The 15,019-nt window shown below is 70.3% G+C and carries 13 protein-coding genes and 3 pseudogenes; 10 read left to right on the top strand and 6 right to left on the bottom strand.

The window, feature by feature from the left end:
- Nucleotides 1-653: 653 nt before the first annotated feature.
- Entirely contained in the window at nucleotides 654-1,265 is a 612-nt protein-coding gene (locus E1265_RS06825; protein WP_132929310.1) for a TetR/AcrR family transcriptional regulator, read from the bottom strand.
- Nucleotides 1,266-1,375: 110 nt separating this feature from the next.
- Between E1265_RS06825 and E1265_RS06820 the strand changes: the two genes are divergently transcribed.
- The 10 genes and pseudogenes from E1265_RS06820 (at nucleotide 1,376) to solA (ending at nucleotide 10,315) form a co-directional block, all read left to right on the top strand.
- Nucleotides 1,376-1,603, top strand: coding sequence for a hypothetical protein (locus tag E1265_RS06820; RefSeq protein WP_132929309.1), 228 nt, complete (start codon nucleotides 1,376-1,378; stop codon nucleotides 1,601-1,603).
- 22 nt (nucleotides 1,604-1,625) lie between these two features.
- Nucleotides 1,626-2,993: a carboxylesterase family protein gene (locus tag E1265_RS06815; protein WP_132929308.1), complete on the top strand. Its 1,368-nt coding sequence runs from the start codon at nucleotides 1,626-1,628 to the stop codon at nucleotides 2,991-2,993.
- 476 nt (nucleotides 2,994-3,469) lie between these two features.
- On the top strand, nucleotides 3,470-3,862 hold the full coding sequence (locus E1265_RS06805) for a metalloregulator ArsR/SmtB family transcription factor (protein ID WP_132929307.1): 393 nt from the start codon (nucleotides 3,470-3,472) through the stop codon (nucleotides 3,860-3,862).
- Nucleotides 3,859-4,350: an SRPBCC family protein gene (locus tag E1265_RS06800; RefSeq protein ID WP_132929306.1), complete on the top strand. Its 492-nt coding sequence runs from the start codon at nucleotides 3,859-3,861 to the stop codon at nucleotides 4,348-4,350. Before E1265_RS06805 ends, E1265_RS06800 begins: the two co-directional genes overlap by 4 nt.
- 165 nt (nucleotides 4,351-4,515) lie before the next feature.
- Nucleotides 4,516-5,280, top strand: a pseudogene (locus tag E1265_RS06795) (transposase); the annotation flags it as partial.
- A 1-nt stretch (nucleotide 5,281) separates the two neighbouring features.
- Nucleotides 5,282-5,701 (top strand): annotated as a pseudogene (locus E1265_RS06790) (IS5 family transposase); the annotation flags it as partial.
- 507 nt (nucleotides 5,702-6,208) lie between these two features.
- A complete protein-coding gene (locus E1265_RS06785) occupies nucleotides 6,209-6,724 on the top strand; it encodes a TetR/AcrR family transcriptional regulator (protein WP_243740581.1) in 516 nt (171 codons plus the stop codon).
- A gap of 292 nt (nucleotides 6,725-7,016) precedes the next feature.
- Nucleotides 7,017-7,481: a hypothetical protein gene (locus E1265_RS06780; RefSeq protein WP_243740580.1), complete on the top strand. Its 465-nt coding sequence runs from the start codon at nucleotides 7,017-7,019 to the stop codon at nucleotides 7,479-7,481.
- A gap of 247 nt (nucleotides 7,482-7,728) precedes the next feature.
- Complete coding sequence (locus tag E1265_RS06775; RefSeq protein ID WP_132929305.1) at nucleotides 7,729-9,105, top strand: sodium:glutamate symporter; 1,377 nt, start codon at nucleotides 7,729-7,731, stop codon at nucleotides 9,103-9,105.
- A 61-nt stretch (nucleotides 9,106-9,166) separates the two neighbouring features.
- Nucleotides 9,167-10,315, top strand: a complete 1,149-nt coding sequence (solA, locus tag E1265_RS06770) for an N-methyl-L-tryptophan oxidase (RefSeq protein ID WP_132929304.1) — start codon at nucleotides 9,167-9,169, stop codon at nucleotides 10,313-10,315.
- Here the strand turns inward: solA and E1265_RS06765 are convergent.
- The 5 genes and pseudogenes from E1265_RS06765 to E1265_RS06750 all read right to left on the bottom strand — a co-directional run bounded on the left by E1265_RS06765 (nucleotide 10,287) and on the right by E1265_RS06750 (nucleotide 15,008).
- Nucleotides 10,287-11,195 (bottom strand): LysR substrate-binding domain-containing protein, encoded by a 909-nt coding sequence (locus E1265_RS06765; RefSeq protein WP_132929303.1) that lies wholly within the window; start codon nucleotides 11,193-11,195, stop codon nucleotides 10,287-10,289. The two genes, solA and E1265_RS06765, sit on opposite strands and share 29 nt — an antisense overlap.
- Before the next feature lie 108 nt (nucleotides 11,196-11,303).
- The gene (locus E1265_RS06760; protein WP_132929302.1) at nucleotides 11,304-12,395 is read right to left on the bottom strand and encodes a tartrate dehydrogenase; all 1,092 of its coding nucleotides are present in this window, start codon (nucleotides 12,393-12,395) and stop codon (nucleotides 11,304-11,306) included.
- A 106-nt stretch (nucleotides 12,396-12,501) separates the two neighbouring features.
- On the bottom strand, nucleotides 12,502-13,410 hold the full coding sequence (locus E1265_RS06755) for a LysR family transcriptional regulator (protein WP_132929301.1): 909 nt from the start codon (nucleotides 13,408-13,410) through the stop codon (nucleotides 12,502-12,504).
- 134 nt (nucleotides 13,411-13,544) lie between these two features.
- A complete protein-coding gene (locus tag E1265_RS40225) occupies nucleotides 13,545-13,844 on the bottom strand; it encodes a cation:dicarboxylase symporter family transporter (RefSeq protein WP_279571409.1) in 300 nt (99 codons plus the stop codon).
- Nucleotides 13,845-13,863: 19 nt separating this feature from the next.
- Nucleotides 13,864-15,008: pseudogene (locus tag E1265_RS06750) on the bottom strand (cation:dicarboxylase symporter family transporter).
- Nucleotides 15,009-15,019 lie beyond the last annotated feature (11 nt).

Here is a 15,019-nt window from a genome sequence, read left to right as displayed (position 1 = left end):
CCCACGGACAGCAGTTCGCCGACACCCACCGTCCGGCATGCCACCACCCGCCGGCGGTACCCGCCCCAACCGCGACGGCGAACAGGTCGCCCCGTAGGTGCACGGCATCGCCCGCCGGCGCGGCGACGCCGACCGCCAACTGGTCGATCCGCGCGATCACCCCCTGCCCCACCTCGACGAGTCGCTGCCCCGTCGACGGGCCAGAACCAGAACGAGCACCCCTTCGACGGGTACGTCATCGTCACGCCCGAGTACAACCACAGCATCCCCGGCGTGTGCTCAAGAACGCCCTCGACCACGTGTACGCCAAATGAACAGGGACGCCGGGTTCGTCTCCTACGGCGCCGTCGGCGGCACCAGCGCCGCGGAACAGCTCCGCCAGATCGTCGGGGAACCGCGGCTGGCCGACGTCCGCACAACAGGTCTCTCTCACTCTCGCCACCGGGACTGATCGGCACCGCCTCTCCGTTGCCGGTCATCGGCCTGGGCACCCGCCCGTTACCGGGATGACGGTGCATGCCGCCGAGAGGACCAACCCGAGAGGGCGTTCAGCCTGTTTACGATGAGCGGTTCGCTGGCCTCCCGCCGAAAAGGCCGGTCCAGCGAGCGGTTGGGCCGGCGCAGGCGGGCGATCGTCGACCGCAGGTGGTCGGTCAGTCGTCGGTGGTCTCGGTGAAGACGCGGTCCAGTTGGTGGTCGAGCAGCTCGATGGCCCGTTCCGGGCTGCGCTGACCGAGGAGGACGGTCGTCTGCAGTCCCTCGGCGCTGGCGAGGAGAAGTGCGGACTCGGCGATGGGGTCGATGTCGGGCCGAGCCTGACCGAGCTCCTGAGCCTGGGTGATCAGCCCGCCGATCAAGTCCTCGAGGGCGGGGGGTGCCTCGCGGGCCACGGCGGCGAGGGCGGGTTCGGTGAGGAAGCGGACGAAGTAGGCCGCGTACACCACGTGTCTGCTGCGGCGTTCGTCGTCCAGCGGCAGCATCTCCAGCAGCACGCCGCGCACGAGCGCGCGCATACCCGGGTTCTCGCCCAGGGCCTCCAGGCGCTCGCGGGCCCGACGTTCGGCGTCGGTGTTGAGGATCTCCAGGGCGCCGAGCAGCAGTTGGTCACGCGTGCCGAAGTAGTACTGCAGGAGGCGTGCCGAGACGCCGGCCTCGGCGGCGACCTGCCGCAGGGTGACGTCCTCGAGACCGCGCCGGGTGGCCAGCCGCCACACGGCCTCGGCGATCTGGCGACGGCGTTGCTCGTGGTTCACCTGTCGAGGCATGCCGTCCGCTCCTTCACGCCGCTGCGGAATCCCACCCCGCCCAACGTTGTGGTGCGATCGTACCAGAAAGCTGTTATGGTTCGACTGAACCACAAAGGGAGGGGAGCGGCATGAGCGCGAGGGACATCACGGGGCTGGTCGTGGGCATGGTCCTGCTAGCGGTCGGGGCCCAGGGCGGCATCCGCCTGCTGGTCGACCACGACAACGCAGGGGTGCTCGGCTGGACGCCCGGTGGCTCCGGCGTTCGACTGGCGTGCTATGCGCTGATGGCCGTCGCCGGCGCACTGCTCGCCCGGTGGGCGAGCGAGGCCGCGAAGAAGTCGGGCACGGGCGTGTGACCGGCGCGCGACGATCGATCGCGTGGCTGCTCGCCCGCTGGCCACGGTGTCCGCGCTGGCGGCATGCTCCTCGCCGCCGGAGGATGACCGGGAGCCGGCGCCGACGGCGATGACGACCTCGGGCAGCGTTCGAGGGGTGGAGCAGGATGGGATACGCCGGTTCCTTGGCATCCCTTACGCCGCGCCGCCGCTCGGTGAGCGGCGGTGGCAGCCGCCGCAGCCGGCGAGCCCCTGGACGGGTATCAGGGACGCGACCGCCGCGGAGCCGGTGTGCGCGCAGCCGGAGGCTCCCGACATGCCGGCGGACACGCCGCGGAGCGAGGACTGTTTGCCCCTGGAGGTGACCGCCCCGGCCGACGGCGGCGCGGGAAGGCCGGTCATGGTGTGGCTGCCCGGCGGCGGGTTCGTCACCGGCGCCGGTTCGATTCACGATCCGACCAGACTGGTCGAGGCCGGGGACGTCGTGGTCGTGACGGTCAACTACCGGCTCGGGGTGTTCGGCTTCTTCGCACACTCCGAGCTCGGGAACGACAGTAACTTCGGACTGCAGGACCAGGCAGCGGCGGTGCGCTGGGTCCGCGACAACATCGCCGAGCTCGGTGGCGACCCGGCACAGGTCACCCTGGCCGGGGCGTCCGCCGGCGGCATGAGCGCCTGCACCCTCATGACCTCGCCCGCGGCCGAGGGGCTGTTCCAGCGGGCGATCGTGCACAGCGGGTCCTGCCTGACCGGCCATCCGGCGGGCGCGATCGGCGAGGGCGTCGACGCCATATCGTCCTGGCACCCGATCAGCACCATCCAGGGCACCGGCCAGGCACTGGCCGAGGAGTTGTCCTGCCCGGACGTGGCCTGCCTGCGCGAGAAGCCCGCGGACGAGCTGTTGCCCTACACCATGATGTCCCCGCTCGTCGCCTACGGCACCGACCTCGTACCGGCGGAACCGGCCCGGGCGTTCGCCGAGGGAAGCCAGGCCGCCGTTCCGCTCCTCCGGGGCAACGCCCGGGACGAGCACGTCGAGTTCATCCTGACCGCCTATCCCGAGGGCATCACCACCGACCAGTACTCAGAGCTGCTCGACATCGCCTTCGACCAGGCCGCGTCCGACGTTGAAAGACGCTACCCGGTAGGAGACTTCCCCTCGCCCACCGCAGCGGCCAGCCGGGTGTTCAGCGACCGCGACTGGATCTGCCCCACGAGGGAGTCCGCCCGCCACCTACGCACGCGAGGCGCCGACCTACGCCTACGTCTTCACCGACCCCTCAGCGCCGCCCCCCCAGCGGGCAGCCACTCCCCGGGTACGTTCGACCCGCCACCGCACACGGAGCAGAGATCAGCTACCTGTTCGACTTCCCCGACCACCCAGAACCCACCGCCGAGCAACAGCCCCTAGCCGACCAACTCATCAGCCCGGACTCGATTCATCCGCACCGGCGACCCCAACGGCACGGACAGCCCACCCTGGCCCCGTTTCGGCACCACCGACAGTCCCGACGGCGCGCTCAGCCTGACCCCGGACGACACGGAGACGATCGACCTGAGTACCGCCCACAACTGTGATCTCTGGGACACGCCTCGATCCGGGTGAACACAAGCCAGGAGACGTAGGGGCGGTGAACCGATCGGCGGCGTTGTGAATCATGGTGGTCAGCCCGCCATCATGAGCCTGCGCCGCTCCCTCCAGGAGGCCGCGCAGGCTCAGCTTGCTTTTTAACGTCCGTTCAAGGCGCCGCCTGTGCTGACGCGCTCGGAAGTCACGCATGGTGACAGGGGGTGGCCTGTGTGCGATGCCTCGGCGTGGGCCTATCAGGCTTTGAAGCCAAGGTTGAGGGCTGGCTTGAAGCGTAACCTGTAGGTTACGCTTCAAGGGTGGACGAACTGACCGAGGTGGCCGATGCCATCGCTGATCCGGTGCGCCGGGAGATTCTGGTCATGTTGTGCCACACCCCGCTGACGGCGGGCGAGATCGCTGCACCGTTCACCATCAGCCGGCCTGCGGTGAGTCGTCATCTGCGCGTGCTGCGTGAAAGCGGCCTGGTCAGGGACGAGCAGGTCGGACGCCACCGGCGCTACTCGCTCGTCCACTCCCGGCTGGGCCACCTCGCCAGATGGCTCGCCCAGTTCGACGCTCAGCGGTCCGACTGGTCGCAGCGCTTGGCAGCGCTGGAGACCGAGGTCCACCGCACCCGGCGGGACCGAAGCCGGGCGGAGCCCACAAGCACCCCGTGCATCACGCACCACTCCCAGGAGGACACGGCATGACCCTTGAGCCCACCGGACGGCTCGTACCTACGCCAACGGGATACGACCTGATCCTCACCCGCACCTACCGCGCCCGCGTCGACGACGTCTGGGCGAGTGTCACTGAGTCGGAGCGCACCGCCCGCTGGTTCGGCCCGTGGCGCGGCCAGCCGGCGCCCGGCCGCACCGTCGAGGTGCAGATGACGTTCGAGGAGTCGGCGCCTTGGTGCCCGATGCGGATCGAAGCCTGCGAACCACCGCACCGGCTCGCCGTCGCGATGGAGGACGAGGCCGGCTCCTGGCCGATGGAGCTGCTACTTGCCGAGACCGGCGGCACCACTGAGCTCCGCCTGGTCCATCACCTTGCCTCCACCGAGCACCTCGGCGAGACCGGCCCGGGTTGGGAGTACTACCTAGACATGCTCACCGCAGCGCGCACAGGCGAGCCCCGGCCCGACTTCGAGGACTACTACCCGGCGCAGAAGGCATACTTCGAGTCCCTGGCCTGAGGCGCCCCGGACTCCCAGCCAGGCCAACTGGCCCCGGGACGAAGAGTCCCGAACGCTGCCCGCACGTGATTTCTCGGAGTGGGATCGCCGGTTGTGAATACGGCCTTCGTCCGATTCTGTGCTCCGACCAAAGGCACACATGACCAGATCCAAGGCCGTTGGGGAATGACCCTGTTGCATCACGACGCCCAGCGGGAGCCGTCCACTCTTGCGTCACACTTCCGGGACGACTTCTATGCCTGCCTGACCGCACGGGGGACGAGCTGTTCGAACTTGCCGACGCGTTGTTGTGCGCGGACGGCCCCGTGATCTCTCCGGTGGACTTGACGCTGGTGGCTGAGCACCGGCGCGATGTATGACGCGCTGAACCGCGGGCGGATCGATACGAACGGGCTGCGGCGACTGCTGGCGAGCGTGTCGCAGCCCGAGGCCGCAAACGGGCGGCTGGTGCTGGCCGTGGACGTGAGCAACTGGCTCCGGCCGGATGCCCCTACCAGCGCGAATCGGCTGTTCTGCCACGAGTACGGCCGTAGCCGGGAGCAGCACCTGATGATCCCCGGGTGGCCGTACTCGTTCGTCGCCGCGCTGGAGTCGGGCCGCACCTCGTGGTGTCAGCTGCTGGACGCCGTCTCGGGCCCTAGGACGATCGTCGCCGAGGTCACCGCCCGCCAGGTCCGCCGGGTGGTGAAGGACCTCATCGCCGCAGGCCGCTGGCGCGAGGGCGACCGCGACATCCTCGTCGTCTTCGACGCCGGCTACGACGCCCCACGCATGGCCTTCCTCCTGGACGGCCTGCCGGTGGAGGTCCTCGGGCGGCTGCGGTCGGACCGGGTGATGCGCAAGCCCGTCCCCACGCCGTGGGTCTCGCCGCGCCAAGGCGGCAGGCCACCGAAGTACGGCAAGGAGTTCCGCTTCGCCAAGCCGGACACCAAAACTGCACGTCCTCTCCGACGCCCAGGGCTTACCTCTGGCGCTCGGTGTGTCCGGTGCCAATGCCCACGACAGTCAAGCCCTGCTGCCGCTGATCCTGGGCATACCCGCGATCCGGTCGCGGCGCGGTCCGCGCCGGCGCCGCCCCGCCAAGCTCCGTGCAGACAAGGCCTACCACTCGGCTGAGCACCTGAGGTGGCTACGCGGCCGCAACATCGTCCCGCGCATCGCGCGGCCAGGCATCGAGTCCAGCGAACGCCTCGGCCGACACCGCTGGAAGATCGAACGGTCGATCTCCTGGCTCTTCGGCTACCGCCGCCTCACCGTCCGATACGAACGGAAAGCCACACACTTCCTGGCCTTCCTCGGACTCGCAGCGGCTCTGACCTGCTACAAGAAGCTGGCCAAGATCACCACATGAGACAAACTCTTATGGCTTCTTGCCTTCAGTGGCTTCCAAGGAGTGGCCGTCCGGCTCTCCGGGGCGCCCTGGCTGCTGATTGAGATGTGCGCGCTTCGTGCGGTCGCTGATTACGGAGATGGCAGCGGGGTGTTCCTCGGGCCGACGGCAGACCGGACGTTGCGAGGAGGGGCGAGTGAGCAAGCGGAAGGCTCAGGTCTGGGCCGTCATCGCCATGGCGCGGTGACGGGCCAGCGTTCTGTGGGCACTCCTGCGCGACAACCGGGCGTTCACCTCCGCCCCACCGGTCACGACGGCGGCTTGACATCGTCATTGGGACTCCTTGGCGTCAAGGGCGACAAGATCAGTGTTCCGCGAAAGTATAGCGATGCTATGTATTGTGGCGCCATGGCCAGGATGAAAGACCCCACTGTCCGCTCCCAACTGCTGGACCGGGCCGCGTACATGCTCCGGAACCGGCACCCGGTCACACTCCGCACACTGGTCGCCGGAACCGGCGTGTCGACGATGGCCATCTACACCTACTTCGGCAGCATGGACGGCCTGTGGAAAGCACTGCGGCAGGAAGGCTTCACCCGCCTGGCCGCCAAACTCGCGGCCGTCTCGACGACCACGGACCCGGTGCGAGACCTCGCCGCCCTGGGGGCCGCCTACCTGGCCAACGCGCTGGAGAGTCCCGACCTGTACCGCGTCATGTTCGACGCGGGCTTCGAACTCGAGGACGCCGATGCGGCGGACGAAGCCCTGCACTTCCTCGTCCGCGCCGTCGAACGGGCCAAGACGGCCGGTCGCTTCCATGGCGACGTGGACCCGCTTGACCTGGCAACACAGAGCTGGACGATCGGTCACGGACTCGCCTCACTCGTCACCACAGGCCCCTTGCCACCCCAGGCGCTCGCCCACGCCGTGCCCATGCTGACCGCACTGTTCATCAGCGCGGGCGACGATCCCGACAGATGCCGCCCGTCGGTCGAGCACGGCTGGGGGCAGACACCTCCGGCCGCACCTGACACTCATGATTGAAGAGACACCCCTGGCTCAGACACCAGCCGGCGGTGATCGAGGGCCAGCTGCGGCACTGTACGGGCGCTGAGATCGAGTCCAAAACCATATCGACACGCACGGCGCGTCTGTGGTCGGGTTCGCCTTCACCGACCGGACGAATGCCCACCGGCTGGCCTGCTCTCGGCGCTCCGCTGACGCGGCCGATCCGCCGGAGTGGTGATCCGGTCGGAGCGCGGCAGGCGGCCGGCCGGATATCGAACGACGGCGTCATCACCCCCTACACCGCTGCGTACTGGGCTGCGCCTACTGCTTGCTGCACCCGCTCGGGGAACTCAAGGACGCCGGCATCCCCACATATGCCTTCCTCGGCCCGCTCCTGCCCCACTTCGCCACCCAGCCCGAGCTCCTGGAGGCCCTCTTCGAGCGGCTCGTCGACGCGGGCGTGAGCGAGGTGTTCATGGACCACGTCAACCTCAAGCGGTACATCCGCGAGCGGCATGGATCAGGTCCTCGCCGGCGAGCCCGAAGAGGTCCGCGAGGCGTACATAGGGGCCCGGCCCAGGAACACCGTGAGCGGCTCGACGGGATCGTGGCGGACCTGCTGGCCGAGCACGGCCTGCGGCCGCGCTTCGATGAAGTCGTCCACCACCCCGACGGCCGCTCATGGACCGGGGCCATGGAGTGCGGCTCTTTCGTCAATGGTCGCTTGAAACACCCCGCCGTGTGGCAGTCCACCTACGCCGACCACAGGTTGCCATCCTGCCCCGCCCCGTGAGCGGGCCGACGCGACGACGTTTCGCGGATCGCGGGTGCTGAGTGGCCTGGCCTGGCCAGGCGCGTGGCGGTGCGCCAGCTGGCACACCGATGTTTCCGGTCGATGACATGCCCGTCAGTATTTCCCGCCATAACCGCCGCATATAGCCTTATCCGGCTGTTCGTATAGGCCGTTCCCTTTCCCTCGTCGCGCGTCTGCTGATAGAAATCCTGGCTAAGGGAAAGGCGCGTGGCGGAGGAGTAAACGGATGGAATACACCCCCTGGTCGCTGTTGGGCGATGCGGGACTCGTCGCGGCACTGCTCGTCGTCGGCGCCCTGCTCCGCGCGCGCCTGGTGATCGTCCAGCGCCTGATGCTCCCGTCGAGCGTGCTGGCCGGCGGCCTGGGGCTGTTGCTCGGCCCTGAGGCGCTCGACCTCCTGCCGTTCTCCGACCAACTCGGCACCTACGCCTCCGTGCTGATCGTCATCGTGTTCGCGTGCCTCGCGTTGTCGAATGACTCCGGATTCGGCACGTTCGGAAAATCGACCGGCTCCTTCTCGCTCTACTCGATCGGCAGTTACACGATCCAGGTCGGCCTCGGCCTGGTTTTCGCGCTCATATTCCTCGGGCCGATGTGGGGCACTCCTGAAGCGTTCGGCACGCTGTTGTTCGCCGGCTGGGCCGGTGGCTTCGGCACCGCCGCCGCGCTCGGCTCGGCCTTCGAGGAGGACGGCTGGCAGCAGGCCAGCTCCCTGGGATTCACCTCGGCCACCGTCGGCATGCTCGTCGGAATCGTCGGCGGCATCGTGATCACCAACTGGGGCGCGCGCCGCGGCCACGCCAAGGGCGTGGGCACCTTCGCCAGCCTCCCGGAGGAACTGCGCTCCGGCCTCGTCAGGGAACCCGCCGACCGCACCTCGACCGGCACCGCCACCACCTCCGCCGTCTCCATCGAGCCGCTGGCCCTGCAACTGTCGCTGGTGGCCGCCGTGTCCGCGGCCGCCTACGGACTAGCCGAGTGGGCCGGCGACCTCTACCCCGACTTCGCCGTTCCGGTGTTCGCGCTGGCCTTCGTCGTCGGCCTGCTGCTCCGGCTGGCTGGCAGCCGCACCCCGGCCTGGCACTACGTCGACCCACGAACGATCAGAAGTGTCTCCGGCACCGCGACCGACGTGCTGATCGTCTGCGGCATCGCGTCCATCGTGCCCAGCTTCGTCGCCGACTACGTCTCGCCACTCATCCTGCTCTTCGTCCTCGGTCTTGCCGTCTGCCTGGTGCTCTTCCTGGTCGTCGCGCCCCGCGTGTTCGAGCGTGACTGGTTCGAGCGGGCGCTGTTCACCTGGGGCTGGGCCACCGGGTCCGTCTCCACCGGCATCGCCCTGCTGCGGATGAGCGACCCGAAGCTGGAATCGCGCACCCTCGACGAGTTCGGCCTCGCCTACCTGCCGCTCGCCCCCATCGAGACCCTGACCGTCACGCTCACCCCCACCATCGTCGCGGCCGGTGCGGCGTGGGCCCTGGCCGGTGGCTGGACCGCGCTCGGGCTGCTTGCCACGGCGGCCGCGCTACTCCTCGCCCGCGGCGGCTGGCGGCGATCGACCGGCGCCGCCGCACCCGACACCGTGCGCCAACGAACCTCCTGACCCCCGCGGCCCCACTCGCCCGCACCCCCCCCGAGAACGCCTCGAACCGAAGGAAGCTTCTATGGACGCCGACGTAGCGGTCATCGGCCTGGGAGCCATGGGATCCATGACTGCCTGGCGGCTCGCCCGCACGGGGGCCTCGGTCCTCGGCTTCGAGCGGTACGGACTGGCCCACGACCGGGGTGCCTCGGCCGGCGAGTCCCGGCTCTTCCGCATGGCCTACCACGAGGGCGCCGGCTACGTCCCGATGCTCCGGAGCGCCAGGGCGCTGTGGACGGAGCTGGCGGCGGCGAGCGGTCTGCCGCTGTTCCACGCCACCGGCTGCCTCTCCATCGGCCTGCCCAAGCTGCCGCCCATGCGCAACGTCCGGCGGTCGGTCGACGAGCACGGCCTCGACCACGAAATCCTTGACCACGATCAGCTCGCCGCCCGGTACCCGCAACACCTGCCCCGCGAAGGGGAGATCGGCGTCCTGGACACGATGGGCGGGGTGCTGCGCCCCGAACTCGCCGTGCTGGCCGCCTGTGGCCAGGCACGCCGGCACGGCGCCCGGCTTTTCGACCACACCCCGGTGGAGAGCGTGCGCCCCGAGGACGACCGGGTCCTGATCACCGCGGCGGGCACGGAGTACACCGTCGGCCGGGTCGTCCTCACCGCCGGCCCCTGGACCGAGCGGCTCGTCCCCTCCCTGGCCGGGCACCTCACCGTCAAGCCGATCGTCCTGACCTGGTTCGCCCCCACGGACCCGGCGCCGTATGCCCCCGAGCGGTTCCCCGCGTTCATCCGCGACACCGACGGCACGCACCTGTTCGGCGTGCCGATGCTGGACGGCATGTCCGTCAAGACCGGCTTCGCCGACGCGTGGGGCGACCTGCCGGGGCCCGAGTCGTTCACGCGGGACTTCGACGAGGCCAGGCTGCGCCCGGTGGGCGAGGCGGTGCGCCGCCTGCTGCCAGGGCTGCACCCCGACCCGGTCAGGTACGCCGTCTACCTGGACGCCTACACGCGGGACCGCACCGCCGTCGTGGACCGACTCCCCGGAACGGACCGCGCCGTGGTGCTGGCCGGCTTCTCAGGACATGGCTTCAAGCTGGCCCCGGCGTTCGGCCAGATCGCCGCCGAGCTCACCCTGGAGCGCGGCACCGGCTTCGATGTCGCCAACATGACGGCGTCCCGGCTCCTCACCCGGCCGGCGGGAAAGCCCGGCTGAGTGCCTCGCGCAGCAGCAGCGCCGCCTCCGGCGGGCCCGCTGCGCTGACCACGACCGACAGGGGGGTCACGGCGTACTCCTCGACGATCCGCAGGTAGACCACGCCCGGCATCGTCATCCGGGTCGTCAGCTCGGGCACCAGGGCGAGCCCGAGGCCGCACGCGACCAGGCCCAGGATGGCCTGGTCGTTGTGCACCTCGTGGCCGAACCGCGGCGAGAACCCGGCCCGCATGCACACCGCGACGATCGTGTCGTAGGCCACCGGCGCCAACGAGCGCGGGAACCCGACCAGGTCACGCCCGGCCAGCTCGCCCAACGACAGGGGCCCGCAGGCGGCGAGCGGGTGGCTCGCGGGCACGGCACAGCGCAGCGGCTCGTCGAAAAGTGGCAGCACCTCGGCACCGGTGCCGGGCTCGGCGCCGGCCAGGCGGCAGACGCCGAGGTCGATGTCGCCCGCCCGCAGAGCCGCGAGCTGTGCCCGTTGCCCCAGCTCGGACACGCGGGGCACCACCCAGGGGTGCGCGGCGAGGAAGGCGGGCAGCACCCGGGGCAGCAGCCCGGAGACGGCGGAGGTGATGGAGCCGACGCGCAGCACCGTCGGCTCGGGGCCCTGGGCGCGGGGCACGAGCTCGGTCACCTCCCGGGCCCGCTCGACCAGGGCCCCGGCCTCGGGAACCAGCAGCCGGCCGGCGGCGGTCAGGCGCAGCCGGCCACCCGCCCGGTCGAAGAGGGCCACGCCCAGCTGGCGCTCCAGTTTGGTAATCGCCTGGCTGAGCGCCGGCTGCGCCATGTGGAAGCGCCGGGCCGCCGCCGTGACGCTCAGCTCCTCCGCCACCGCGAGGAAGTACCGCAGTTGTCTGAGTTCCACCATGTCGGCCATGCGGTACACCCTCTCAGGAGCGCCCGGCGTGGCCCGGGGCGTGCGCGCCACGAGCGACGCGGACCGCGGCCGTGGCCACCGCGCTGGAGCTCGGCGGGCGCCCCGTCGTCAGGCGTTCAGCGCGTCGATCAGGGCCTTGGTGACGTCCTCGGTGGTGGCGGTGCCGCCGACGTCCCTGGTGAGGATGGACGCGGACGTGGTCGCTTCGATCGCTCGGTGGAGCCGGGCCGCCTGGTGGGACAGGTCGAGGTGGTCGAGCATCAGTGCGGCACTGCCGACGGCGCCGATGGGGTTGGCGAGGCCGCGGCCGGCGATGTCGGGCGCGGAGCCGTGGACGGGCTCGAACATGCTGGGGAAGCGGCGGTCGGGGTTCAGGTTGGCGCTGGCGGCCAAGCCGAGACTGCCGGCCAGGGCGCTGCCGAGGTCGGAGAGGATGTCGGCGTTGAGGTTGGACGCGACGACGACCGAGAGGTCCTCTGGGTGCAGGACGAACTTCGCCGACATCGCGTCGACCAGGACGCTCTCGGTCTCGACGTCGGGGTAGTCGGCGGCGACGCGCCTGAAGACGTCGTCCCACAGGACCATGCCGTACTGCTGGGCGTTGCTCTTGGTGACGCTGGAGACCTTGCGGCGGGTCCGGGTGCGGGCCAGGTCGAAGGCAAAGCGCATGATGCGTTCGCAGCCGATTTCGGTGAACAGGGCTGTCTGCACGGCGACTTCGCCGCCGGGGCCGCGGCCGGCGAGATTGCGCCCGCCGAGGCCGGCGTACTCGCCCTCGCTGTTCTCGCGGACGACGACCCAGTCGAGGTCGGTGTCGTCGGCCTTGCGCAGGGGGCTGGTGATGCCGGGCAGGAAGTGGACCGGGCGGACGTTGGCCCACTGGTCGAAGCTCTGGCAGATCTTCAGGCGCAGGCCCCAGAGGCTGATGTGGTCGGGGACGGTGGGCCAGCCGACCGCGCCGAAGTAGATGGCGTCGAAGTCCCTGAGCCTCTCGAGGCCGTCGGCGTCGATCATGGTGCCGGTGCGCTCGTAGTACTCGCAGCCCCAGGGGAACTCCTCCCAGGAGAAGGCGAAGGGGCTCGACGAGCCACTGGAGTCCTCGGCGAGGGCGTCCAGGACGGCTCGCCCGGCGGCGACGACCTCCTTGCCGACGCCGTCGCCGGGGATCGCGGCGATGCGGAACGTGTGGGGCGCGGTCATGGGGGCCTCCGGCTCGCTGGGTGTGGTCGGTTTGAGTCAACACAGGACGGCCGTGGCGCGTCCAAGACCTGCTTTCGATGCGACGTATAGGCGTGGCCGATCGGTGTCACGCCTCCTCGGCCTCGGGCTTCCCACGCCGGGCGTACGCGCGGGTCAGCGTCAACAGGGCCCGTGCGCCCGGGGTGAGGTGCGCGGGCAGGCTGACCATCGCGACGTGGAGCCGGGCGGCGTGCTCGACGGGCGCGACGACGGCGCCACAACGGCGGGCCAGCCGGGTCCAGGAGGACGGCAGGATCGCGACCCCCACCCCGCTGAGCACCAGCGGCAGAATCGACGTGCGGTGGTCGACGACGCTCACGATCCTGGTGCCTGAGCCGTCCGCGGTGATGCCGTCGACGAGGCTGCGCATCAGGCTGCCCGGCCGGGACGCGACGAGCCGCTGCCCGGCCAGGTCCTCCGGCCTGACCATGACGTCGTCTTCGAACTCTCCACCGGACATGGCCACCACCACGAACGGCTGGTCCTCGACGTGCAGGACGTCGAGACCCGAAGGACGCACGGGCGTGGCGGAGCCCAGCAGGCCCAGCTCGCAGGCGCCGCCGCGGACCAGGGTCAGGACCTCGTCGGGGGTGAAGGCGGCCCGCGCGCTCACGGTCACCGCAGGATGCGCCTCGGCGAAGCGGCGGACGAGCGTGGTGAACGGTTCGATGCCGGGCGAAGGCATGGTGGCCACCTCGACCGTGCCGCCGTGCAGCCCGGCGAGCGCGGCGGCGGTGTCCCGCACGGCGGCCAGGTCCCGCAGCACACGCCGGCTCGGTTCCAACAGTTCCAGCGCCGCGTCGCTGAGCACGACGCCCCGACCGACGCGGTGGAAGAGCGCCACCCCGAGGTCGGCCTCCAGGTTCGCCATCGCCTGCGACAACGAGGGCTGAGCCACGTGCAGCGCGGCGGCCGCCCTGTTGAATCCGCCGTGCTCGACGATGGCCAGGAAGTACTCGAGCTGCCGGGCGTCCAAGGGTGCCTCCCGGTCCTTCTGGGATGCGGCTGCGGTGGGGGGCCAACCTACCGGCCGCCGGGCGACGGCGTGGACCGTGTCGTCGGCGCCGGGGGAACCCCTGAACCTGTCCGGCGTGGCCAGCACGGACGCCGTCAGGACGCCACCTCGGCGTTCCGAGTCATGACCGGCCGATTCTCTTCCCCCACCGCCTCCGCCGCTGCCGGCGGCTCCTTCGCCCTGCCCGCGAGGACCTCGCGGGCCGGCGCCAGATCCAGCGTGTCGTCCCAGCGGGCGATGAACAGGGTGGCGACGGCGTTGCCCGAGAAGTTCACCAGGGCCCGGCACTCGGACATGAACTTGTCGATGCCGAAGACAAGCACGATGCCGGCGGCGGGCACGGTGCCGACCGTGGAGAGGGTGGCGGTGAGCGCGATGAAACCGCCGCCCGCCACGCCGCGGCGCCCTTGGAGGTCAGCAGCATGACGGCGAGCAGCCCGAGTTGCTGGGGCACGGACAGCGGCGTGTCGGTGGCCTGGGCGATGTACAGCGTGGCGAGGGAGAGGTAGATCGCCGCGTCGTCCAGGTGAAGCTGTAGCCCGTGGGCACCACCAGACCGACGGTGGACCTTTCGACGCCCAGGTGCTGAAGCTTCCGCATCAGCCCCGGCAACGCCGGCTCGGCGGTGGACGTGCCCAGGACCAGCAGGTACTCCTCCCTGAAGTAGCGGAAGAGCTGGAAGATGTTCAGCCGCACGTACGCCGCCAGCACGCCGCCGAGTACGACCACGACGGAGGTGACGTAGAAGAGAAGGATCAGCGAACCCAGGCTGGTCAGCGTGGACAGGCCGAATCGCCCGATGGCGTAGGCCATCGCGCCGAAGGCCCCGAGCGGCGCGACCTTCATGACGTACGACAGGACCTTGAAGACGACCTCGGTCAGCCGGCCCACCTCGATGATCGGCTCCCCGGCCCTCCCCACCGCCTTCGGCGCGATCGCGAAGATCACCGCCAGGAAGATCACCTGGAGGACGTCGCCTTCGACGAACGGGCCGAACAAGCTGTCCGGCACGATGTGGGTGAGGAACTCCCACCACTGCTGCCGCTCGCCCGCCTCGATGTACTCGCCCGCGTCGCCGGAGGTGTCCAGGGCCGACGGGTCGGCGTGCACGCCCTCGCCGAGCCGGAAGAGGTTGATCGCCACCAGCCCCGCCGCCATCGCGACGATCGTGCCGACCTGGAAGTAGTCAGCGCCTTGAGCCCGGTGAGCCCGACCCTCTTCAGGTCCGCCACGCCCGCTATGCCGCCGATGATGGTCAGGAACACGATCGGGCCGATCAGCATCTTCATCGCGGTGATGAACGTCGTGCCGATCGGCTCCATGGCGGTGCCCACGTCCGGCCACCGCCAGCCCAACACGATGCCGATCACGATCGCCACGAGCACCTGGACGTACAACTGCCGATACCACGGCCTCGCCGCGCCGCCCGCGGCCTGTCCCGCTCGCTCGGTATCCGGGTTTGCGTCATTGCGGCCTCCCTGATCGCGCGAGCACCGAGCGCCGTCGGCGCGCGCCGGCTTCGCGCCACAGTGAACCGGGCCACACGTTCGGGGGTCCATGACCAGACATC

The organism is Streptomyces sp. 8K308, from assembly GCF_004348315.1.
Classification (GTDB): domain Bacteria; phylum Actinomycetota; class Actinomycetes; order Streptomycetales; family Streptomycetaceae; genus Streptomyces.
This window is presented reverse-complemented; position numbering and strand designations above follow the sequence as displayed.

Coding starts and splice junctions, on each gene's coding strand:
- E1265_RS06825 (WP_132929310.1), bottom strand. CDS start 1,265: ATGCCTCGACAGGTGAACCACGAGCAACGCCGTCGCCAGATCGCCGAG.
- E1265_RS06820 (WP_132929309.1), top strand. CDS start 1,376: ATGAGCGCGAGGGACATCACGGGGCTGGTCGTGGGCATGGTCCTGCTA.
- E1265_RS06800 (WP_132929306.1), top strand. CDS start 3,859: ATGACCCTTGAGCCCACCGGACGGCTCGTACCTACGCCAACGGGATAC.
- E1265_RS06785 (WP_243740581.1), top strand. CDS start 6,209: ATGGCCATCTACACCTACTTCGGCAGCATGGACGGCCTGTGGAAAGCA.
- E1265_RS06775 (WP_132929305.1), top strand. CDS start 7,729: ATGGAATACACCCCCTGGTCGCTGTTGGGCGATGCGGGACTCGTCGCG.
- solA (WP_132929304.1), top strand. CDS start 9,167: ATGGACGCCGACGTAGCGGTCATCGGCCTGGGAGCCATGGGATCCATG.
- E1265_RS06765 (WP_132929303.1), bottom strand. CDS start 11,195: ATGGCCGACATGGTGGAACTCAGACAACTGCGGTACTTCCTCGCGGTG.
- E1265_RS06760 (WP_132929302.1), bottom strand. CDS start 12,395: ATGACCGCGCCCCACACGTTCCGCATCGCCGCGATCCCCGGCGACGGC.